Annotated in this window: 25 protein-coding genes and 1 tRNA gene; 21 read left to right on the top strand and 5 right to left on the bottom strand. The window is 32.5% G+C overall.

Going from position 1 to position 22,692, the window contains the following annotated elements; translation table 11 throughout:
• The first annotated feature begins 27 nt into the window (after positions 1–27).
• The 9 genes from ACQH1V_RS07000 to ACQH1V_RS06960 all read left to right on the top strand — a co-directional run bounded on the left by ACQH1V_RS07000 (position 28) and on the right by ACQH1V_RS06960 (position 8,941).
• Positions 28–708 (top strand): response regulator transcription factor, encoded by a 681-nt coding sequence (locus ACQH1V_RS07000; RefSeq protein ID WP_094649533.1) that lies wholly within the window; start codon positions 28–30, stop codon positions 706–708.
• Entirely contained in the window at positions 692–2,002 is a 1,311-nt protein-coding gene (locus tag ACQH1V_RS06995) for a sensor histidine kinase (RefSeq protein WP_094649532.1), read from the top strand. The genes ACQH1V_RS07000 and ACQH1V_RS06995 overlap by 17 nt, the downstream gene beginning before the upstream one ends.
• A gap of 403 nt (positions 2,003–2,405) precedes the next feature.
• Positions 2,406–3,095 (top strand): polyprenyl diphosphate synthase, encoded by a 690-nt coding sequence (gene uppS, locus ACQH1V_RS06990; RefSeq protein ID WP_425360275.1) that lies wholly within the window; start codon positions 2,406–2,408, stop codon positions 3,093–3,095.
• Positions 3,055–3,780: a phosphatidate cytidylyltransferase gene (locus ACQH1V_RS06985; RefSeq protein ID WP_425360274.1), complete on the top strand. Its 726-nt coding sequence runs from the start codon at positions 3,055–3,057 to the stop codon at positions 3,778–3,780. Before uppS ends, ACQH1V_RS06985 begins: the two co-directional genes overlap by 41 nt.
• Positions 3,758–4,099, top strand: coding sequence for an FtsB family cell division protein (locus tag ACQH1V_RS06980; RefSeq protein WP_094649264.1), 342 nt, complete (start codon positions 3,758–3,760; stop codon positions 4,097–4,099). The genes ACQH1V_RS06985 and ACQH1V_RS06980 overlap by 23 nt, the downstream gene beginning before the upstream one ends.
• Before the next feature lie 9 nt (positions 4,100–4,108).
• Positions 4,109–4,720 (top strand): ribonuclease D, encoded by a 612-nt coding sequence (locus tag ACQH1V_RS06975; protein ID WP_341759876.1) that lies wholly within the window; start codon positions 4,109–4,111, stop codon positions 4,718–4,720.
• Positions 4,721–4,801: 81 nt separating this feature from the next.
• Positions 4,802–7,015 (top strand): ATP-dependent DNA helicase RecG, encoded by a 2,214-nt coding sequence (locus ACQH1V_RS06970; protein WP_425360273.1) that lies wholly within the window; start codon positions 4,802–4,804, stop codon positions 7,013–7,015.
• A 171-nt stretch (positions 7,016–7,186) separates the two neighbouring features.
• A complete protein-coding gene (locus ACQH1V_RS06965; protein WP_425360272.1) occupies positions 7,187–7,465 on the top strand; it encodes an RC1041 family protein in 279 nt (92 codons plus the stop codon).
• Positions 7,466–7,615: 150 nt separating this feature from the next.
• The gene (locus ACQH1V_RS06960) at positions 7,616–8,941 is read left to right on the top strand and encodes an MFS transporter (protein ID WP_425360271.1); all 1,326 of its coding nucleotides are present in this window, start codon (positions 7,616–7,618) and stop codon (positions 8,939–8,941) included.
• A 19-nt stretch (positions 8,942–8,960) separates the two neighbouring features.
• On the opposite strand, the gene ACQH1V_RS06955 is transcribed toward ACQH1V_RS06960, so the two are convergent.
• Complete coding sequence (locus ACQH1V_RS06955; protein WP_425360270.1) at positions 8,961–9,623, bottom strand: HD domain-containing protein; 663 nt, start codon at positions 9,621–9,623, stop codon at positions 8,961–8,963.
• A gap of 998 nt (positions 9,624–10,621) precedes the next feature.
• Here ACQH1V_RS06955 and ACQH1V_RS06950 point away from each other — a divergent pair.
• From ACQH1V_RS06950 to ACQH1V_RS06925, 6 genes are all read left to right on the top strand, one after another.
• A complete protein-coding gene (locus ACQH1V_RS06950; RefSeq protein WP_425360269.1) occupies positions 10,622–11,881 on the top strand; it encodes a hypothetical protein in 1,260 nt (419 codons plus the stop codon).
• 3 nt (positions 11,882–11,884) lie between these two features.
• On the top strand, positions 11,885–12,544 hold the full coding sequence (locus tag ACQH1V_RS06945) for a hypothetical protein (RefSeq protein WP_425360268.1): 660 nt from the start codon (positions 11,885–11,887) through the stop codon (positions 12,542–12,544).
• A 21-nt stretch (positions 12,545–12,565) separates the two neighbouring features.
• Entirely contained in the window at positions 12,566–13,207 is a 642-nt protein-coding gene (locus ACQH1V_RS06940) for a hypothetical protein (protein WP_425360267.1), read from the top strand.
• Positions 13,208–13,506: 299 nt separating this feature from the next.
• Positions 13,507–14,835, top strand: a complete 1,329-nt coding sequence (locus ACQH1V_RS06935; protein WP_425360266.1) for an MFS transporter — start codon at positions 13,507–13,509, stop codon at positions 14,833–14,835.
• A gap of 448 nt (positions 14,836–15,283) precedes the next feature.
• Positions 15,284–15,694 carry an MFS transporter gene (locus ACQH1V_RS06930; protein ID WP_425360265.1) on the top strand — a complete coding sequence of 137 codons (411 nt, stop codon included), beginning with the start codon at positions 15,284–15,286 and terminating at the stop codon, positions 15,692–15,694.
• Positions 15,695–15,706: 12 nt separating this feature from the next.
• Positions 15,707–16,624, top strand: a complete 918-nt coding sequence (locus ACQH1V_RS06925; RefSeq protein ID WP_425360264.1) for an MFS transporter — start codon at positions 15,707–15,709, stop codon at positions 16,622–16,624.
• Here ACQH1V_RS06925 and ACQH1V_RS06920 read toward each other — a convergent pair.
• Positions 16,587–17,276, bottom strand: a complete 690-nt coding sequence (locus ACQH1V_RS06920) for an HD domain-containing protein (protein WP_425360263.1) — start codon at positions 17,274–17,276, stop codon at positions 16,587–16,589. The two genes, ACQH1V_RS06925 and ACQH1V_RS06920, sit on opposite strands and share 38 nt — an antisense overlap.
• 544 nt (positions 17,277–17,820) lie before the next feature.
• Here ACQH1V_RS06920 and ACQH1V_RS06915 point away from each other — a divergent pair.
• On the top strand, positions 17,821–18,276 hold the full coding sequence (locus ACQH1V_RS06915) for a hypothetical protein (RefSeq protein WP_425360262.1): 456 nt from the start codon (positions 17,821–17,823) through the stop codon (positions 18,274–18,276).
• On the opposite strand, the gene ACQH1V_RS06910 is transcribed toward ACQH1V_RS06915, so the two are convergent.
• Positions 18,244–18,317, bottom strand: a tRNA-Gln gene (locus ACQH1V_RS06910). The genes ACQH1V_RS06915 and ACQH1V_RS06910 overlap by 33 nt on opposite strands.
• 197 nt (positions 18,318–18,514) lie before the next feature.
• Between ACQH1V_RS06910 and ACQH1V_RS06905 the strand changes: the two genes are divergently transcribed.
• On the top strand, positions 18,515–19,108 hold the full coding sequence (locus tag ACQH1V_RS06905; RefSeq protein WP_425360261.1) for an Eco47II family restriction endonuclease: 594 nt from the start codon (positions 18,515–18,517) through the stop codon (positions 19,106–19,108).
• Positions 19,065–19,205, top strand: a complete 141-nt coding sequence (locus tag ACQH1V_RS06900) for a palindromic element RPE2 domain-containing protein (RefSeq protein ID WP_341748902.1) — start codon at positions 19,065–19,067, stop codon at positions 19,203–19,205. The genes ACQH1V_RS06905 and ACQH1V_RS06900 overlap by 44 nt, the downstream gene beginning before the upstream one ends.
• Before the next feature lie 108 nt (positions 19,206–19,313).
• Here ACQH1V_RS06900 and ACQH1V_RS06895 read toward each other — a convergent pair whose 3' ends face one another.
• Entirely contained in the window at positions 19,314–20,135 is an 822-nt protein-coding gene (locus tag ACQH1V_RS06895) for a DNA cytosine methyltransferase (protein ID WP_425360903.1), read from the bottom strand.
• Positions 20,136–20,242: 107 nt separating this feature from the next.
• Between ACQH1V_RS06895 and ACQH1V_RS06890 the strand changes: the two genes are divergently transcribed.
• Both ACQH1V_RS06890 and ACQH1V_RS06885 read left to right on the top strand, forming a co-directional pair.
• Positions 20,243–20,785 carry a helix-turn-helix domain-containing protein gene (locus ACQH1V_RS06890; RefSeq protein ID WP_425360100.1) on the top strand — a complete coding sequence of 181 codons (543 nt, stop codon included), beginning with the start codon at positions 20,243–20,245 and terminating at the stop codon, positions 20,783–20,785.
• Positions 20,737–21,294, top strand: coding sequence for an IS630 family transposase (locus tag ACQH1V_RS06885; RefSeq protein ID WP_425360101.1), 558 nt, complete (start codon positions 20,737–20,739; stop codon positions 21,292–21,294). The genes ACQH1V_RS06890 and ACQH1V_RS06885 overlap by 49 nt, the downstream gene beginning before the upstream one ends.
• On the opposite strand, the gene ACQH1V_RS06880 is transcribed toward ACQH1V_RS06885, so the two are convergent.
• Positions 21,260–21,817, bottom strand: coding sequence for a DNA cytosine methyltransferase (locus ACQH1V_RS06880; RefSeq protein WP_425360260.1), 558 nt, complete (start codon positions 21,815–21,817; stop codon positions 21,260–21,262). The two genes, ACQH1V_RS06885 and ACQH1V_RS06880, sit on opposite strands and share 35 nt — an antisense overlap.
• Positions 21,818–21,995: 178 nt before the next feature.
• On the opposite strand from ACQH1V_RS06880, the gene ACQH1V_RS06875 reads away from it, so the two are divergent.
• Positions 21,996–22,691, top strand: a complete 696-nt coding sequence (locus tag ACQH1V_RS06875; RefSeq protein ID WP_094649370.1) for a VirB8/TrbF family protein — start codon at positions 21,996–21,998, stop codon at positions 22,689–22,691.
• The last annotated feature ends 1 nt before the right edge of the window (position 22,692 follow it).

The following is a 22,692-nucleotide window of genomic DNA, read 5'->3' as shown; positions in this document are numbered from 1 at the left end:
GTAATTTTTATTACCTAAAATTTATTTATGCAAAGCTCAAAACCCCACATTCTTGTAGTTGATGATGATACTAGAATACAGAAACTTTTAAAACAGTTTTTGTATAAAAACGGCTTTTTAGTATCAACAACACATTCTGTCGAAGGAGCTGAGGAATTATTAAAATCTTCTATTTATGACTTAATTATTTTGGACGTCATGTTACCAAATGTTACAGGACTTGATTTTGCTAAAACTATAAGAGCTACCAAAGACCTTGTACCAATTGTTATGCTAACTGCATTGTCAGAACCAAATGATCGTATCAAGGGCTTAGAAGCCGGGGCATCAGATTATTTAACTAAACCTTTTGAACCGAAAGAATTATTATTAAGAATCAACAATCTATTAAATAGCTATAATAATTATAAAAAACAAGATAAAATCAAACGGTTAGGCAATAATTATTATAATTTCGAATCAAAGGAATTTATAAAAAATAATCAACTGGTACCATTAAGCTCTACAGAGACAAAACTACTAGAAGTACTATTAACCCACATCGGACAAGAAATGAAACGTGATGAGTTATCAAAAATAATGGGAGGACTCAGCCCTCGTTCTATCGACGTACAAATTGTCAGAATAAGGAGTAAGATAGAAGATGATCCTAAAGAACCAAAATATTTAAAAACCATTCGGAATAGCGGATATGCTATCTATACATAAAATTATTCCACAAACATTACTGGCTAGATTTGTACTCATTATCATTGTTCCGACATTAATAGGACAAATTCTAGCAGTGTTTTTGTTCTATGATCGTCACTGGTATAATGTTTCTTACTATACTAGTAATATTATTGCTAATGAGATTATTTCCTTGCTTGAAAAAGACGATAATAATTTATTAGAAAAAAATACCATAGCGACAAATTATTTAAATTTGTCATATCAGTTTTATCCAAAATTAACCTTGCCATCCACGCAACCTAGAATTAGTGAAGAATTAGAGATTTTTAAAAATATTATTAACGTAAAAATTAATAAAAATAATATAGTAAAGCTTAATGATTCAGGAAGAATTGAAGTACTACTTCAATTAACCGATGGTTTAATACAAATAACTTTCCCAGCAAAATTGTTGATGAATCCAACTGCCTATATTTTTGTCTTGTGGTTAATTTTCTTAACCATTTTACTACTTTCTGTTTCCTTAATCTTCTCTAAAAACCAAATTAAATCCATTTTAATTCTGGCAGATGCGGCTGATCAATTTGGGCAAGGAATCACCAAATTACAAACATTTAAACCTTCTGGGGCAAAAGAGATAAGAAAGGCTGGTATTGCTTTTCTTAAAATGAAAGAACGCATTGAAAAGCAAATTAGCAAAAGAACTAGAATGCTTGCTATGATTTCACATGATTTATGTACTCCGTTAACTAGAATGAAGTTACAATTAGAGCTAATGAACAAATCTGAGGAAACAGAAGGTCTTAGGGAAGATATAGTTGCTATGGAGCAAATGATAAAATCATATCTTGATTTTGCTAGAGGAGAAAATGGAGAAGAAGCTCAAATAATCGAATTATCTTCTTGGATGTTAAATGTTACAAATAAATGGTCTGCCAATATTGAGTTAATTACGATAGGGCAACCAGTATACACACAAATTAAGCCTAGCAACTTTGAACGTGCAATATCTAATGTAATAAATAATGCGATAAAATATTCTACAAAAATAAAAATTACTATATGCTCTACCTCTACTAATGTAATAATAAAAATTGAAGATAATGGAATTGGCATAAAGGACGAAGAGAAATTATTAGTATTTAAAGCATTTTACCGTTCAGATAAGTCCCGTTCACTTAATAATTCAGGGAATGTTGGACTTGGTCTTGCTATTACTAAAGAAATAATTATTGATCATAGTGGGACAATATCATTACAGGATAGTAAAGCTTTAGGCGGGTTATTGGTTGAAATTTCACTACCTATAGCTAACCCGAGAAAGTTTTAGCCATCAATTGACTATAGTGTCGTCCCTGTTTCGGTGCGATATCTATAGATTCCGCACCGAAGCGGGAATGAAACAAGGGCAGCTGTCACCCCTGCGAAGGTAGGGGTCTAGAGCATAACTATTGAAAGTTAGAAGAAGCAGTGGTTTTAGATCTGGTAGTTTAAAAGTCGTATATGGCTAACGTCATTGCGAGGAAGACCGCAGGTCGACGAAGCAATCCATAAAAGTAACCAAAGATGGATTGCCACGACCTACTTGCGTGGTCTCGCAATGACAGAAAAGATATCTAAAACCCACATCTTCTTCTAACTTTCGACAATTGCGAGATATAGAGATTCCTGCACCAAAATAGGGATAACATTTAAAAACTTACCAAGATTAGCTATATAATACAAAAGTAAATATGAGTACAATCAACAAAGTAAATCATTTAGCTATCATCATGGATGGTAATGCTAGGTGGACATTAGGGAAAGACCTACCTAAATTTGAAGGACATAGAGTAGGTGCTGATAAAGTAAAAAAATTATTAGCAAATTTTATAGAACTTAATATACCTTACGTTACACTTTATACTTTTTCATTAGAGAATTGGCGTAGATCAAAGACTGAGGTCACATTTTTATTGAAATTATTACGTTATTATCTAAAAAATGAGACTGAGGCACTGCACAAGAATGGGGTTAAAATAAAAATTATCGGTAAATTGGATTTGTTGGATTCTGTGTTACAAAAACAAATTCATGATGCTATGGAATTAACAAAACGTAATAATAAAATAACTCTTTGTCTTGCTTTTAGCTATGGCGGGCGAGCAGAAATTGTTGATGCCTGTCAGAAAATTATCGATTCTGGTAAAACAAATATTGGTGAACATGAGTTTATTAATTATCTGTATGATCCAGAAATGCCAGATGTAGATTTATTAATTCGCACTGGTGGGGTATATAGAATCAGCAATTTATTATTATGGCAAATCGCATATGCTGAACTATATTTTTCACCTAAATACTGGCCTGACTTTGACAAACAAGATTTATTAGAAGCGTTAGATGATTACTCAAAAAGGAAGAGGACTTTTGGTGGCAGGTAAGAAAAAGTCTAATATATTCATGAGAGTATTATCAGCCTTAGTAATAGGACCGGTATTTATTATATCGATAATATCTATCAAGTCGTTATTTTATATATTGATGTTATTAATTGCCGTAGGTATGTTATATGAATGGTATCAGATGACCAAACCATCAATAGCCAAATCGTCCTTTCTTTATGGATTATTTGGGTTGATTATTATTCCCATTCCTATTATATCTTTAGTAATAATTGCTACTGAAGATAAAAATCGGTGGCTATTATTACTCTATTTTACTATAATATGGTCAGTTGATATATTTGCTATGATTGGCGGGAAAAATATAGGCGGTATTAAGCTTGCTCCCAAGATTAGTCCTAACAAAACTTGGAGTGGATTAATCACAGGAGTATTAGCTAGCGGGGTTGCGGCATTTTTATTGAGTTTGCTGCCAGGGTTTGATTTGCCAACTTACTATTTGTTAAACAAACGGCACTTAATTATAGCAGCTTTTTGTTTAGCACTAATAGCACAAATGAGCGATTTATTTATTTCATATTTCAAACGCAAATTTGCTATTAAAGATAGTGGCACTATAATACCAGGTCATGGAGGCGTTTTAGACCGATTCGACAGCATAATTCTCACCGCCCCAATATTATTTTTATTATTAAAATATTATGAATTATCAATATCTTATTGATTTAGTTAAAAGATCCAAAATTATAATATTTAATGTTTTGCTTTCTTTACTATTAGCTTATTTTATTTTCCATTCTATTTATGGTAATAGGGGAATTATTGCTTATTTTACATTAAATCAACGACTGGAAAAAGCCTATAGTGAGCTAGAAACTTTAAGGGCAGAACGTGTTGAACTTGAACATAAAGTAAAACTACTTAGACCAGAATCTCTAGACAAGGATATGCTTGACCAAGAAGCTAGAAGAGTTCTAGGAGTGGCTTCTCCAACAGAACAGGTATTTACCGTAAAATATGTGGTAAGCAATATAAAAGATTAGGAGGTTATTATTAGCACTATAGTTTTTTACAATGATATTCCAGAAAATTTTAATATTGCTGGAGACTTAGCAATCGATACAGAAACGATGGGATTAAAAGTGCATAGGGATAGATTATGTCTTTTGCAAATGAGTAATGGTGATGGTGATGCTTATCTAGTAAACTTTATTGACAAGAACTATGCAGCACCTAATTTAAAAAAATTATTACTTGATAAAAATCGGTGTAAAATATTTCACTATGCTCGATTTGATTTAGCCGCAATAAAGAAATATCTTGAAATTGATTTAGAGAATATCTTCTGTACCAAAATATCTTCTAAATTGGTTAGAACCTACACTGATTCCCATGGCTTAAAAGATTTATGTCGCGAATTGCTTTCAGTGCAAATTTCTAAACAACAACAATCTTCCTATTGGGGAAGAAATGAGCTTACGGAAGAACAAAAAGAATATGCTGCCAAAGATGTCCTTTATTTACATCAGCTACGTTCTATCTTACAAGATAGATTATTAGCCGAAAATAGGCTAGACCTTGCAAAACAAATTTTTAAATTCTTACCTATTAGAGCTAATTTGGATCTGATAGGCTGGAACGATATCGATATTTTTATGCACTAAGATTCCGCACCGAAGCGGGAATCTGGATACCTGCTTTCCCAGGTATGACATTAAAAAGACAAAACTATATAGTAATAAAACATGTTAACTATCAGTAAGTTTTTTTTCCTACCAATTAAATCACATATTAACGTTAGTGATAATATAATTGATGGACTTAAAAGATTGGGGATCATCAATTTAAGAGATTTGCTATTTTACCGCCCTACTTCTTATCAAGTTAAAACAATTTCGCCCAATTTATCTTTACTGAAAAATGGACAGTTAATTCAAGCGGAAGTAACAATTGAAGAAATTCTTGTTCCTAAAAGCAGAAAGCAGCCTTTAAAAATCTTAGTATCTAATGAGACCGGTTCTATTCTACTGATATTTTTTAATAGACCACCTTATTTTCTGCTAAATAAACTTACGATAGGTAGTAAGCAAATAATTGAAGGCAAGGTACAAATATTCTCTAGCTTAGCTCAAATATCTCACCCAATATTTATTTTTGATAAAAAACTTACCAACTCTATACAATCAATTTATCCTTTAACTTATGGAATAATTAATAAGCAACTTTATTCCTATATAATAAAGGCTATTGATTTGCTTGAAAAAGAGTGTAACAGTATCCCTAAAAATTTTCAAGAAATAAAGGATTATATTGAATCTTTATTAAATGATTTAAAAATCATGCATTTATACCAAGTTCATGATACTAAATTACAAACTCAATCCTTAAGACGATTAGCAGCAAGAGAACTATTTGCTAACCAGCTATCATTACAACATCTCCGTCAACAAACAAAATTAAAACAAGGTAATTCATTTACTAAATCCGTTCAGCTACAACAATCAATACTTAAAATATTAGGATTTGAACTAACATATGACCAAAAAAAAGTCATTGAAGAAATTGAAAAAGATCAATTATCTCCTACAGAAATGATGCGTTTACTGCAAGGTGATGTAGGGTCTGGCAAGACCCTGGTAGCTTTATTAACAATAGTCAATGTAGTATATCATAAATTTCAAGCTGCACTAATGGCTCCTACTGATTTATTAGCAAATCAACATTACCAATTCTTTGTTAAAGCCTTAAGTGAAAGCGGAATAAAGATTGGTTTACTTACTGGAAAAATATCTAGCAAAGAACGCAATAAGCTATTATCAGAGCTAGAAAACGGAGATATTGATATATTAATTGGCACTCATGCATTATTTCAAGAAAAAGTAATTTTTAAAAATCTAGGTTATATTGTCATTGATGAGCAACATAAATTTGGTGTACAACAACGGCTTGATTTAATTAATAAAGCTTCATATCCCGATGTTTTAGTAATGACAGCCACCCCTATTCCTAGAAGCCTTACTTTGACTATGTTTGGAGATATGGATATTTCTAAATTAACCAGTAAGCCAAAAAATCGACTACCAATTACTACTAGCATCTTACCCAAAACAAAACTAAATAATGTAATTTCCGTTTTGGATAAAAAACTAACATCTGGAGAAAAAATTTACTGGATATGCCCCCTTATCGAGCAAACTGATGAAGAGTTAGTAACCCAGGAAAAAAACACTAGACCTCTTGCAAAACTCGCTTATGCTGAGGAATTTGAAGGAGACGCGGAACGCAGAACCGCAGCGTACTCTAATGTACGCGAGGATTCGAGTACCGCATCATTGTCCAAATTACCATCAGAAGTAGAGTTAGGCAAGAGGTCTACTGGGCTGACTGACGTTAATACCAGATTCATTACCATTGAAACCGCCTACCCTAACATTACAACTACTATACACGGCAAAATGAAAAATGAACAAAAAGATGCGATTATGCAACAATTTAAGAATGGTAATATTAAAATTCTTATTGCAACAACTGTAATTGAAGTGGGTATTGATGTCCCAGATGCCACCTTAATCGTCATAGAGAATGCCGAGCAGTTTGGTTTAGCTCAATTACATCAGATAAGAGGTAGAGTTGGACGTGGAATGTTACAATCTCATTGTATTCTTCTATATGATCCTCAAAAATTAACTATACTTGCAAAATCTAGATTTGAAGTGATGAGAAATAGTAATGATGGCTTTTATATAGCTGAGCAGGATTTACTGTTAAGAGGTAGCGGAGAAATATTAGGAACAAAGCAAAGTGGTGAGATAAGATTCTTTTTTGCTGATCTAGCTAGAGACTTAGACCTTTTAACTAAAGCTAATAAATTGGCAGAAGAAAGTTCAAATAATCATTCAGAATTATTGACACTTCAAACAAAATTATTTGCTAAAGTAGAATTTAATGAATTAAACTAGGAAATTGCCGAAGATAACTAACTAAAAATTCAATAATATTTACAATAAATTCAATTTAAATTAATATAAGTAAAGATTAAATATTAATTTTATTTAATTTATACTTGTGTATAATTTTTTTATAGTTTAATCTCTAAGTTATTGTAAATAATATTTAATAAAAGGTATAAAATGCTAGAAAACAACTCAGATCAAGATAATTCAGATCAAGAAGATACATGGCGTAATGAATTAGGGGAAACATACGAGGAGCAAGAGGATCGTTTAGATCGTGAAGAATCTATTAGAAAACGCAATGCTATTATATTTGTTTTTATTCCGATGATAATTGGGTTTTTAATATTTACTCATTTTTTTCTTAATTACATAGAAGAAAAGAATAAATTGACGAGACAACAACAATCAACTATCGTCAATAGTAGCCAAGATGCAAAGAAAGAAAATAATTAAATTAGCGAAATCACGTGGTAGTAAAATTACTTCCAGAAAATTCTGAGCTATAGTCAATTGATGAGAAATTGGCAAAAGAGTGTGGTGATTTACCTATTGCTTTTAGAAACTCGGCTACTTATTCCGAAAAAACAATTATTTGAGTTAATTATGAGTGAAATTGTTCAAGAAAATACCAGGATTATTCCTAATCAGCAGACTAGCCTTACCAGAGAACAAAAAGAAGCTGTTGGGTTGCTGTCAATAGGAACGTTACTTGAATATTTTGACTTGATGCTCTACATTCATATGGCAGTATTGTTGAATGAGTTATTTTTTCCACAGAGTGATCCGCACACTGCTACTCTGCTGTCGGCTTTTGCTTTCTGTGCTACTTTTGTTTTTCGACCAATTGGGGCTTTGCTATTTGGTTGGATAGGCGATAAAGTAGGTCGTAAAACTACACTAGTTGTCACAACTTTCATGATGGCATGTTCTTGTTCGATGATGTTTATTTTGCCGACTTATGCCCAAATTGGGATTACCGCTTCGATATTAATCACTATTTGTCGAATAGTGCAAGGTATGTCATCCTTAGGAGAAGCCATAGGGGCAGAATTATACTTAATGGAAATGACCAAACCACCAGTGCAATATCCTGTTGTTGGTGCCATTTCAATATTTGCTGATCTAGGAGCAGTATTCGCTTTAGGTATTGCGGCGATGGTTACTGCATATGGTTTTAATTGGCGATATGCTTTTTTATTTGGTACAATGATTGCCTTGGTGGGAGCTATTGCAAGAATACGGCTTAGAGAAGCTCCAGAATTTGCTGATGCAACCAGAAGGCTGCTAAATAAACTTAAAACTTTCGGTTTTGAGAAAAAAGATATTACTAATCAAGAAATGCTAAATGAAAAAGTTAATATAAAAACTATATTAGCTTATTTATCAATTGAGTCAACTAGACCAATTATTTTTTATCTTGTATATATACATTGTGCTACTATACTGAAAAACACCTTCAATTACAGTACTGAACAAATTATTAATCATAACTTGCTTGTTAAAATAGCAGAGCTACTTATTAGTATTCTATATACTTATTTGAGTTATAAAATATATCCACTAAAAATTTTAAAAATAAAATTAGTAATTTTTGCTAGTATTATTATATTTTTGCCATATTTATTAACTAATCAGTTTCCTTTCTATTTATTATTATTGCAGTTTTTTATATTGTTATTTCAGACAGGATCATTTCCAGCAGCTCCAATATTTTATAAGCAGTTTCCTGTATTTAAACGTTTTAGATGTGTCAGTATCTCATTTGCTGTGCTAAAGGCAACAATGTATATTGTTGTCTCTTTTGGATTAGTTTACTTAATAGAGTATTTTGGTAATTGGGGCATAGTAATATTATTTGTACCTTTCCTTGTGGCATATGGATTTGGTCTGCGTCATTTTGCAATGTTGGAGAAGTTACGCGATGCTTAGTATATGTTTAAATTTGCAATTACAAAACTTCTAGTTCATTGGTATTATGTTCTCTAGATACAGAGTTATGGCATAATTTATACAAATAATTCTCCAAATTTATATAGCCAAAATAAGTGCATACCGCTAGAAAACTCTGTGCTGTTTCACCAACTATCTTCTTAATCTTATCAGGAGATTTTGCACCAATAGTTTGCATATTATGAATTCGATCAAATAGTTTTATTACTAAAATATCTTTCTTATTTTGAGAATATAATATACTCATTGTCTCTGCCGCACTGATTTTTCCATAAGATTTCACCCGAGTCAAATCTACCACTTGACTAGCAACTTGCTCACCAAAAACTCTACCAATCATCTCTTCGGTAAAAGCTGTATCTTCAATAGTATCATGTAGTAAACTGGTAATGATCATATCAGTTCTGTAATATTTTGGCATATTTAGTGCGGTATATTCGGCAACCATATACGCTACCTCTATCGGATGGGAGTAATATAGATCACCGGATTGTCGCATTTGGCTACCATGATACTTTTTGGCGTAATATATACCTTTTGTAATCTCATTAATATTTACAGGTATAGTTACTTGCTGATTTAGCTCAGATAATTTACTTAGTAACCTATCAGCATATTTACAAGATTCATATTTTTCTTGCCAATCATTAATATCTTCCATATAACTCCTATTACATTATTCTAATTATAAAGTATATTAAACTAAAAATTAAAATACTAGCAAATAATTTATTATATGCTTCTTAAAATAATAAGTATTTTGTTATATTTAAGTTACAACCCTATATAAATCAATCAAGTCTTATATATTTCCAATTATAATTTTTTCTGTTGTTCTAACTTATAATATAAAAATATTATCTGTTTTAATTGATTATAATAAATACGTCGGTCTAAATGAACAAAATTTTTATGGATGCCGACAGTCCAATCTAGTTGCCAAGCATTGGCAATTAAATCGCCTTTAACTCGATAATCAAGTTTTTTACAGAGCTATCTTTAAACGCAAAATTTGTCATTCCCGCGTAGGCGGGAATCTAGCCCCATAGCAATACAATTTTTATTCTATAAGTATTAAACAGCATAAAAACGTCATTGCGAGGAGGCGTAAGCCTACGAAGCAATCCATATAGTCTTGATGTATCTATACTAATTCTCATGGATTGCTTCGTCGCTACTAAAGTAGCTCCTCGCAATGACGTTTTTACCCTGTCATTCCCGCGTAGGCTAGACCCCGCACCAAAGCAGGTATGAAACTAAGTTAAGCAGGGATGAAAACCATGATCCTATATTTTATTCAAATCTGCAAAAAAACTTGATTATCGAGTATCAAAAAATTATATGTTAATTTAAATTGAATTCATTGTAAATGACTATTGGGTTGCTGATTAGCTGTAAAACTTTGATATATCAATAATTTAGCTATAGAGAAAATATTACCACACTAATCATCTCCGAAAGAAATAAAAAAAATATTGCTAAAATACCACACGAAATTAAGGGGTACTAACCATCAAAACCATATCTAATGCCAGTGAATTATTGAACATTGTCTTTATTAAGAAAAAATAACTATATTTTAATAAAAAATTAGTTGACTATTTAATGCAGGTTATATTTAATTAAAAATGTAACTATTGCTAACAAGGTTTAAACACGGTGAAAACACGATATATGGCTGATAATTTTGAGGACGATAAAGGGAAGAAGAAAGATAGTGCAGACTTTGCTCAAATAATGAATGTTGTTAATGATATCAAAGGTCGTGTAAAGGACTTGAACCCAGTTACTTTCGAATCATTAAAGTCTGTGCTTGCCAATGTTCTTGATGCTCATCCGGAAGTTGCAGAATTTGCCAATATTAAGGAAATGTTTGAACAATTAGAATTGACTCTTAAAGAAGAAGAACAACGGGTTAAATCAGCAATTGTTGCTTTGATTAATGAAGAAAACAGAGCTGCTGAAGTCAAAAGAATAGAAGAGGAAGCGGCGGCAGCAGCAGAAAAATTACGTGAGGAAATAGAAAGACGTGCAGAAGTAGCAGGGGTATATAAAGCTTTTGATTCTTTTCATAAGGATTATCTCAAGGAACAACAAGAAGAGAGTAAACATTTAGATAATGCAATAAAAGCTATCGAAGAAGGTAGGGAAATTGATGCAGAGACTAAGAAAAAATTAACCAAAACCCCGGCACAAATAGAAGAAGAAAAAAGACGTTGGCAACATATTAAACAAACCGACAAAACAGCCGAAGAGGAGACAAAACTCCATTCTGCTGAAATACAGAACATCAAAAAACTTGAAGAAAAAGTTGCCCATCTACCAGCAAATCATCCAGAAAGAGTTTCTTTGGCTAATACAAGGAAATATCATGAGCATCACCATGGTTTAGCTGAAGTCAAGAAAGCAGAATGTGCAGAACATTATAAGGAGATGGAGAAAGATGTTGAAAAGACTCGTCGAGGGGCAGAACTTGCTAAGAAGGCAGGGCGTAAGAATGATGAAGCATTTTTTCAAAATATTGCTGCAGATATTAATAAGATATGTGGTGTTACTCCAGAAAAACATGATATTACTCCCAAAAAGTTAGTTAAAGAAATATCTACAGAAATATCTACAGAAATATCTCTTTCACCATCGCCAGGGTCTAGGAGTTCAGCACCATTAACATCACCTGCTATGTTACTACAACAAAATTCTGATACAGAGCAAGTAGCTCCCAACTCTAATGAGAAAGAACGTATAAATAAAGTAACGGAACAGGTTGAGCAAATAAAAGAGAAATTAGGCTATGGGCAAAAACAGCCAATAGCAGTAGGAAAAACTGCTATTGGAGAGAAAAATGGAACAATAACACCTAATGAAACTCCTAATGCTAAAGCTCCGGATCCCAAAAAAGGCAGAGCTGGTAGGTGGTAAATTATGACAAAATCAAAAAATGAAGTATTAGTTACAGCAGAAGAATATCAACGTTCAGGGGAGTATTATTATGGATTAGCTGTTGACATGGAAGATAGGAATGAACTGCCAGAAAAAATAAATGCTAGTTGGAGAGTGGCTGCTAAAGGATTTTGGCAAGCTTTAACTTTAGGTAGTAAAAAAGCCCCTCTTTCTTTGTTTAAATGTTTTGGACAAGGGGTAGGTGTAAAAAAAGATGTTGACATAGCTGCTCTAATGTATGGTACAGCATTGCAACTTACCCCGGAATATTGTGCTGATAATATTAAAACTGAAAACAAACCAATAATTTCTAAATCTATGCAGCCTAGGATTGATACGTTGGTAAAACTAGTAAAAGATACTGATGCTAAAATTCCTGCTGAGGGTATAACTATGGAGAAACTCCTTGATCAGATGGATAAATTTAACAATGCTATCAAACTTCCATCTGGCAAGTTAATACAGAGCTGTTTTACTGAGAAAAATACCCAAGATACTTCCAAAGCAAAAGAGCTTAAATCTAAAACATTGGAATTAACAAAGAATCTGTCAAGTAAGAGTAAAACAGCAATAGTTACTAAAAACCATAATTCTAGAAAAACTAACAATGTTACGTCTAGAAACGGTTTTGGCATTTTATAAATAAAATAGGAGGATAAGATTATGGCAAAATCAAAAAATGAAGTCACAACTACTGCAAAAGAATATCAATTTTCAGGAGAACGTTATTATGGGTTAGCCATGGATATGGAAGATAGGTGTGAATCTCAGGAAAAGATAGATGCCTGTTGGAGACTTGCTGCTAAAGATTTTTGGCAAGCTTTAGTTTTAGGTGGTAAAGAAGCTCCTTTTTGGTTGTTTAAATGTTTTGGACAGGGATTAGGGGTAAAGGAAGATGCTGACATAGCTGCTCTATTTTATGGTGTAGCATTGAAGTTTACTCCTAAGGAACTTAAGGGCATTAAAACTGAAAATAAACCAGTAATCCCTAAATATATGGAACCTGAAATTAAGAATCTTATCAAATTAGTAGAAAAGACTCATAAGGAGATTCCTACTAAAGGAGTAGATATGGCAGTAGTTCTCGAGCAGATGGATAAATTTAATCACGCTATCAAACTACCGGGAGGCAAGTTAATACAGAGCTGTTTCACTGAAGAAAACACTGCAGCAACTTATGATGAACATGGGGCATCGACTTCTGCCCATGATACCTCTGCTGACAGCGGGTTGCATGATACGTCGTTTGATGAAGGAAATGTTGCCATGGGTGGAGAGAGTTCTCATTACCCTCATCATCATTAGTGTAAAATGTCATACCTGCGTAGAAGAATTGTCACCCCTGCGTAGGTAGGGGTCTTAGATTCCCGCCTACGCGGGAATGAAAGGGTAAAAACGTCATTGCGAGAAGGCGTAAGCCGACGAAGCAATCCAATAAGTGTGGATTGCCACGACCACTATGTGGTCTCGCAATGACGCCAGAATAAAAATTATTTTTCTTATATCACTTAGTGCAGCGATAAAATACTATATACTAAATATATTAACACAAAATATTGAAAAAATATGAGCCATCAGAAGTCAACAACAAAACCAGGTCAACTATGAGTAAAGTTGTTCAAGAAAATACCAGGATTATCCCTGATCGCCAGAATAGCCTTACCAGAGAACAAAAAGAAGCTGTTGGGTTGCTGTCAATAGGAACATTGCTTGAATATTTTGACTTAATGCTATATGTCCATATGGCAGTATTGTTGAATGAATTGTTTTTTCCAAAGACTGATCCGCACACTGCTACTCTGCTGTCGGCTTTTGCTTTCTGTGCTACTTTTGTTTTTCGACCAATTGGGGCTTTGCTATTTGGTTGGATAGGCGATAAAGTAGGTCGTAAAACTACACTAGTTGTCACAACTTTCATGATGGCATGTTCTTGTTTGATGATGTTTATTTTGCCGACTTATGCCCAAATTGGGATTACCGCTTCGGTATTAATCACTATTTGTCGGATAGTTCAAGGTATGTCATCTTTAGGAGAAGTAATAGGAGCTCAATTATATTTAACGGAAACAACCAAGCCCCCACTGCAATATCCTGTTGTTGCTATTACTTCTATATTTGCTGATTTAGGGGCAGTATTCGCTTTAGGTATTGCAACGTTGGTTACTTCACGTGGCTTTAATTGGCGATATGCTTTTTTATTTGGTACAGTGATTGCTCTAGTGGGAGCTATAGCAAGAACGCGACTGAGAGAAACACCAGAATTTGCTGATGCAACCAGAAGGCTGCTAAATAAACTTAAAACTTTCGGTTTAGAGAAAAAGGATATTACTAATCAAGAAATGCTAAATGAAAAAGTTAACATAAAAACTATATTAGCTTATTTAGCAATTGAATCGACTGGACCAATTTGGTTTTATTTGCTATATGTATATTGTGGCACTATACTTAAAAACACCTTCAATTATAGTGCTGAACAAATTATTGGACATAACTTGTTCGTTGCAATAGAAGAGTTACTTACCGGTATTCTATATGCTTGTTTGAGTTATAAAATATGCCCTCTAAAAATTTTAAAAACGAAATTAATAATTTGTGCTAGTATTATTATATTTGTGCCATATATATTGACTAGTATCCCATCGCCTTTTTATTTATTATTATTGCAGTTTTTTATATTGCTACTTAAAACAGGAACATTCCCAGCAGTACCAATATTTTATAAGCAATTTCCTGTATTTAAACGTTTTAGATGTGTTAGTATCTCATTTGCTGTGATACGGGCAACAATGTATATTGTTACGTCTTTTGGGCTAATCTATTTAATAGATTCTTTTGGTAATTGGGGCATAATAATATTATTTGTACCTTTCCTTGTGGCATATGGATTTGGTCTGCGTCATTTTGCAATGTTGGAGAAGTTACGCAATGATTAGTATATGTTTAAATTTGCAATTACAAAATTTCTAGTTCGTTGGTATTATATTCTCTACATTCAGCATATTTACAATTTACATACTTTGCTTCCCAATCATTAATATTTTCCATTTTAATATCCACCATATTATTTTAATTATAAAGTATACTAAACTAAAAATTAAAATACTAGCAAATAATTTATTATTTGCTTCTTAAAATAATAAGTATTTTGTTACATTTAAGTTACAACCCCGTATTTTGTTTTCTCAAGTTGCTATAAAACTTTAATGCCATATTAAGATCGTGATATTGTTACAACTAGAAATTTGTTATTTCAACTTAAATATATAATTATTTTTCTTATATCACTTAGTGCAGCGATAAAATATTATATACTAAATATATTAACACAAAATATTGAAAAAATATGAGCTATCAGAAGTCAACAACAAAACCAGGTCAACTATGAGTAAAGTTGTTCAAGAAAATGCCAGAATTATCCCTGATCGGCAAACTACCCTTACTAAAGAACAAAAAGAAGCTGTTGGACTGTTGTCAATTGGCACATTCCTTGAGTATTTTGATCTGATGCTATATGTCCATATGGCAGTATTGTTGAATGAATTGTTTTTTCCAAAAACTGATCCTCATACTGCAACTATTCTCTCAGGAGCTGCATTTTGTTCCACTTACTTACTGAGACCTTTTGGAGCTGTTATATTTGGTTGGATAGGTGATAATATTGGACGTAAAGCAACTGTTATCATCACCACTTTTATGATGTCATTATCCTGTTTAGTAATGGCTAATCTACCAACATACGAAAAAATTGGTGTTAGTGCTGCATGGCTTATCACTATTTGTCGTATTCTTTAAGGTATGTCTTCTATGGGAGAAGTTATCGGAGCTCAACTTTATTTAACAGAAATGGTCAAACAATCGACATCGACACGATATGCTACTGTTGCAATCATTGTAACTTGTTCAGCTTTAGGAGCAACAGCAGCCTTAGGTATAGCTTCACTAGTTACTTCTTTTGGATTTAATTGGCGTATGGCATTTTGGTTTGGTGCCGGAATTGCGTTAATTGGTGCAGTAGCAAGAACAGCTCTTAAAGAAACTCCTGAATTTGTCAATGCTAAAAAACGAATAAAAAACATAGTTGAGAAAGCTAATATAGATACAGAAGAGCTAGAATCTAATCCGGCTTGGCAAGAAAAAGTTAACCGAAAAACTACAATAGCTTATTTTTTAATAGAATGTACTGGTCCTATATGGTTTTATATAGGGTATATTTATTGTGGTAATATTCTAAAAAATACTTTTCAATATAGTGCAGAACAAATTATCCATCAGAATTTCATCGTGACTTTAACGGATATATTAGGCTGTATAATAGTCATTTTTCTTGTTTACAGAATACATCCTTTGAAGATTCTTAAAGTACAATTAATAATATTTTCTATTTTTTCTGTTATATGCCCTATTTTATTACAGAATATATCAAGTCCAATAGAGTTATTTTTTATTCAAATATTTTTTACAGTAGTTGCTCCTACAGGCTTTCCAGGTTTTGCTGTATTTTGTATGCATTTCCCAGTATTTAAGCGTTTTACATATACTAGTTTTATATTTGCTTTATCACGTTCTTTAATGTTTGCTGCAGCTTCTTTTGGTATTATTTATTTGGTAGATTATTTTAGTCATTGGGGGTTATTATTCATGATTATTCCAATCCTTACGGGTTATACATTTGCTATCTCTCATTTTAAAAAGTTAGAGATGGCAATTGGAAGTTATAATTAAAAGAAAATCTATAGCTATTGTTGTTCTCCAAAGCATTTAAACATAATTGAGCTAATTCATTTTCTAATTCTAACTCACTAATAGTTGTGGTTATTGACAAAAATGTAATTAAAGTCTCTTTTATTATCTTCTTAATCTTCTCAGGAGATTTTGCACCAATAGTTTGCATATTATGAATTCGATCAAAGAGTTTTATTATTAAAATATCTTTCTTATTTTGAGAATATAATATACTCATTGTTTCTGCCGCACTAATCTTCCCATAAGATTTTACCCGGGTCAAATCTACCACTTGATTAGCAATTTGCTTGCTAAAGATCACAGCAATCATATCTTCGGTAAGAGTTGTATCCTCAATAGTATCATGCAGTAAGCTAGTAATGATCATATCAGTCCTGAAGTATTTTGGTACCTTTAATGCTGTGTGCTGTGCAACCATATACGCCACCTCTATCGGGTGAGAATAATATGGGTCACCAGATTGTCGCATCTGCGAACCATGATACTTTTTGGCGTAATATATACCTTTTTTAACCATATCAATATCTACTGGTATAGTTACTTCCTGGTTTATCTGCATTAGTTTACTTAGTAACCTCTCAGAATATTTGCAATCTTCGTATTTTGTTTCCCAATCATTAATATCTTCCATTTTAATACCCATCACATTATTTTAATTATAAAGTATATTAAACTAAAAATTAAAATACTAGCAAATAATTTATTATTTGCTTCTTAAAATAATAAGTATTTTGTTACATTTAAGTTACAACCCTATATAAATCAATCGAGTCTTATATATTTCCAATTATAATTTTTTCTGTTGTTCTAAAGAGATATAGTGGCTTCGTAACCTCGACCTACCAAGCTAGAGAGTTGGTATTACTAGCAAGAAATTTTATAAGGTTTTGCCAAAGATTTATCGAAATTCGACTTAGAATAGATGAAGAAAAAGAATCGGCAACTAAAGATTGACTTTATTAGGAAGCTGGTTAGAATAACAGTTGGAATGACAAACGTTAGAACATTACGGTATCTTTTGCAATAAAAAATTAATCAGAAATGAAATCTTAAGAGCTTGGAGTCCAGAAGAGCCTAAAAAAGCTATTTGGATCAGGGAAGATGAAATATTAAGGCAAATTGAGGAAGTATTAAAAACCTTACAAATAAAAGATACTGAGATATTAAAACAAACAATGGATTATTTAATAAATGTCAATCAAGGCAAGGCTTATGAATTTAACCGTGAAGTTGGCGAATTAAAACAAGAGCATACCGTTATTCAAAATAAACTAAATAGATTGATGGATTTCTTAGCAGATGGCACCTTAACTAGAGAAGAATTTTTGCATAAGAAAACTCAATTAAAGGAAAGACAATATGAATTAATTGAATTAATTAAGAGTTATGACAAAGTAGATGATAAGCTTTCTAAAAAGCTTGCAGACCTTATATGTATCAGCACAAACGCCTATGAAACTTTTAAAGGTTCGACAATTGTTGAAAAAAGGGAATTATTAAATTTTATGTTTTCGAACCTAACACTCGAGGGCTGTAAACTGCATTACGTTCTGGATTTTCCATTCACAGAATTGCAAAAAGTAGCAAATTGCGCCGAATGGCTGGGGCGGATGGATTCGAACCACCGATGACGATACCAAAAACCGTTGCCTTACCACTTGGCTACGCCCCATCACTCTAAGATAGCTTATAGCAACAAACAATTATCTAGTCAAATAATTTATAACTTATGAGACATTCATGTGTAAGAAAAATTTTGTACGCCTTATTTATTGTCTCCATTATTCAATTAAAAGGTAATTGCATTAAGCATTTAAGTTAAGTATAATTACCAGTTACATTTAATCAAATTTAATCATTTTACGAATAATGTCTTATTTAAGCTTTATAGATGATGTTACACTTGAAAAGGTTGTTAAATTTGTCTTAGATAAAGGCAGGGCAGCAATGATCAAAGCAGAGAAAAAATTTGATCGTAATGTTGTGGATCCGTTTTCTATTATCTTTGAAATGGCTAGTTTTAAAATTAATTCTAGTGAGTGGCTGAAGAGTGAGAAATCCCGTCAATCACAAAAAACTTTATCAAATCACCTAGGTGATTTTCACCAACAAATATTAGGGGCATTTGATGGATGGGAAAGTTTAAGTTCTGGTCAAATGGTAGATATTGTCAATCACGATAAAAAAATCATTGGAGAAGTAAAAAATAAACATAATACTCTTAAGGGTTCAGACAAAGCTTCTATGTATTATAAATTAGAAAATTTAGTAATGCAAAAAGGTCATATGTATAAAGGATATACAGCATATTACATTGAGATAATTCCTAAAAAACCAAAGCGGTATAATATTGAGTTTGTTCCTTCTAACGCTTCCACTGGTGTTATATGCCCAAGAAACCGTTTGACACGACAAATAGATGGTGATAGTTTTTATAGTCAATTCAGGGGAATTTGGTGCTAGGAGCGATGGAGCGACGCCTATAAGTAATAGGCGAGCGACGAGTGACGACGTCACCAACTTCTCATCAATTGACTATATGCACTTGCAACTGGTGTAGATGATGCTCTTGAACAATTATTTGAGATAACCCCAACCATCATATCAAACTTACAGCCAGAATTCAAAATTAATACAGGGCAAAACGATGAGTTTATAAAAAAATTCTTTAAATCTGCGTTTCAGGCAAAATAGTCATGCTAAGAGGATCAAAATAATTTTCTAGCATTGCCACAAGGCATCTACCAATATGATATGCAAGATTAACAGGCACAGCATTACCAATCTGCTTGTATTGCGATGATCTTGAACCAACAAATTTCCAAGAATCTGGAAAACTCTGTATTCTAGCGTATTCGCGTATTGTTAAAGGACGCGTCTGCGACGGATGGCATCGTTCTGTTTGTTTTTGTGCAGGATTACAAGTCAAAGTTAGGGACGGCTCATTCCAAGAAAGTCTTCTTGCCATTCCAGTCTTACCACCACTTAGATGATAGCTAGCACCCATATAATCTCTTTGTAAAACATCAGGCAAATTTCGCCAGTATCCACCTTCTGGTATTAATTCCATTATTTTCTTTTTCTGAGCAGTATAAGTTTGACCATCAGATATTGGAACATCCTTTAGCACTTCAGCTATACTAATAGTATAATCTTGTTCTTTAGGAAATATAATAGAACATGATAAGTCGTTCCTTACCCCTATAATTACTAATCGTTCTCTTTTTTGAGCTACATCTAAATATTGTGCTCTTAGAACTTTATAAGCGATACGATACCCTAATTGACTTAGAACATGAATCATAGTTGATAATGTTCTACCTTCGTCATGCTTTTCCAGTCCTTTAACATTTTCAGCTAGTATAATTTTAGGTTTTATTTGTTCTATTGCTCTTGCATATTCAAAGAACAGAGAACCGCGTATATCTTCAAAACCAAGCCTTTTACCGGCATAACTAAAAGCTTGACAGGGGAATCCACCAGCTAAAATATCTGCATAAATATTCTTGTAACATATTTTACTTATACCAAATCACTATCTATTTAATAATATAGATGCTATAGTGTGTTATTTAAGATAGTATAGTGTTAATTAAGATGTCTAGAGGGTATAAGGTATTAGAAGTTAATGTAGAAGAAGTGAAACAATTAATGAATGAAGCAAAGACTAAAGAAGAATTTAGACGTTATCAATCAATCTATCTAAGAGTGAGTGAAAAAATGCCGACATCATTGATTGCTAAAGTTACAGGATTATCAGAAAGTCATGTTCACAGAACCCATAGTCAATGTCGGAAAAAAGGCTTAAAGGCACTATGTAGCAGGAAGAAAGGTGGGAGATACAGAAGTTATCTAACTCAAGAGCAAGAACGTGAGATGCTTAAAAAGATAGAACAGAATGCCGTTAATGGTGGGATAGTAGAAATTAGCAAGGTGCATAAGATTTTTGAGGAAACGGTTGGTAGTAAAATAGCACGTTACACAGCTTATAGGCTGCTTCATAGGCATGGGTGGCGTAAAATTGCACCAAGACCATACCATCCTAAACAAAAGAAGGATGCGGTAGAAACTTTTAAAAAAAGTGGCCTGATATGGTTAAAGAAGCAAGAGTATCAGCAGCAACTGAAGGCAAGGAATTAAAGATATTCTTCCAAGATGAGGCACGTTTTGGTCGTATAGATTCATTAAGGCGTTGCTGGGTTCCGGCTGGAATCAGGCCTTTACTTAAGAAACAAATTATTCGTGAATATACTTATACTTATGGGGCAATTTGTCCATTTGACGGTGCTAGTTGTTTCCTTATTTTGCCTTTAATGAACCAAGATTGGATGATGTTAATGCTACAAGAAATGGCAAAGCGTTATAAGGATAATTTTCTTTTAGTAGTATGCGATGGAGCTGCTGCACATAAACTCGATAAAGAATTATTACCTAATAATATTAAACTAGCTTACTTGCCACCATATAGCCCACAATTAAACCCACAAGAAAATATATGGGATGATATGAGGGAAAAATTCTTTTATAACCTAGCTTTTGATTCAATGAATGCTATAGAAAATCAACTAATCACAGCATGTAATTATTATGAAAATAATCCTGCAATTGTCAAATCTATATGTGCTTGGAATTGGATAGTATCTTGTTAATTAGATAGTGATTTGGTATTACATCATCATTAATAACATGCCAGCTTGGCATATTAGTTTTTAATGTATCAGCTGCATTTTTATTTATTTCTACAAAAAGAGAACCTTTAAGACCGGAATTATGCAATCCTAAAGCTAAACCACCGGCACCAGCAAATAGTTCTAAAACTTGAAAATTGGTTTTTCTTTCTGATTGTAATATTTTGAATCCTATATTATTATTCCCGGATAATTTTGATTTTAGTCTCTGTAATTCTTCAGATTGAAAAAAACGGTGTTTATTTTTATTTCTGTATGCTTTTACAAGCCCTTTTTTTTCCCACTTTCTGATAGTATCAAACGATACTCCTAACAAAGCACTAGCCCTTGCAATAGTAATTAGGGAATTATAGTCAATTGATGAGAAGTTGGTGACGTCGTCGCTCAATGCTCGCATATTACTTATAGGCGTCGCTCCATCTTTCCTGCTATCTAATTCTCCTAAATTGACTATAGTATCATGTGGCTGATGTTCATTAGACATATAGTAACCCTTTCTTATGTACAGGTTACTATATTATATAAATCATGGTTAATGTCAATCAGTAACCTCAACACTATATAATCAAATTTTTTCGGAGTAGCTATAAAAAAATAATAACTTCTTTGTTAATATGTGCTAGAATCTAATACTAAGTAAGATAATCAATTATTTTAGGCTAATGGATAAGGTATCAAGCTCTGTTCAAGAATATATTAAGTCCGGGGAATATTTTGTTGATGCTAGAAGATGGTATAATTTTGAATATTTATATCCGCTTGTACACAGATCATTTTTGCTGATATTTACGGTAGTTTTCTTGGCATTATTTCTAGGTGTAGTGGTTAGTGTTAACAGTTTATTACCAACAGTTCGTCAGGTAAGATACGCAATTAGTGCTGAATCTCTAAAGAGTGCAACAATAACTAACGCTAATCATATAAAAAGTAATGCAATTAATTCTATTGCAGATATTATGATTAAAAATTATGTGATACACAGAGAATCTTATGATTATGATTTTCTTCGTCCTCAATTTATGTTTATTCAGAATAGTTCTACACGTATAATATTTAGACAATTTGCCAATTTTATGAATATTGACAATTCATTGTCACCAGTTATGCGTTACCAAAGGTCTTTAAGGCGTTCTGTTAATATATTATCAGTGGTTTATCATAAGAATAATAAGGCTGAGGTTATATTTACATCGGTGGCAAAAAATTCTGCTAATGATATTTTGGAAAATATGGTTTGGCAAGCGACAATAAATTTTGAAATAGATGCCATTAATATCCATTTACCTCCTAACTCAAATTTTAATTTTGTGGTTACTGGTTACAAACTTAAATTAATAGAAGATAAAAGTAAGAAATAAA

Origin of the sequence: Candidatus Tisiphia endosymbiont of Ceraclea dissimilis (genome assembly GCF_964030735.1) — a bacterium.
Lineage (GTDB): Bacteria > Pseudomonadota > Alphaproteobacteria > Rickettsiales > Rickettsiaceae > Tisiphia.
This window is presented reverse-complemented; position numbering and strand designations above follow the sequence as displayed.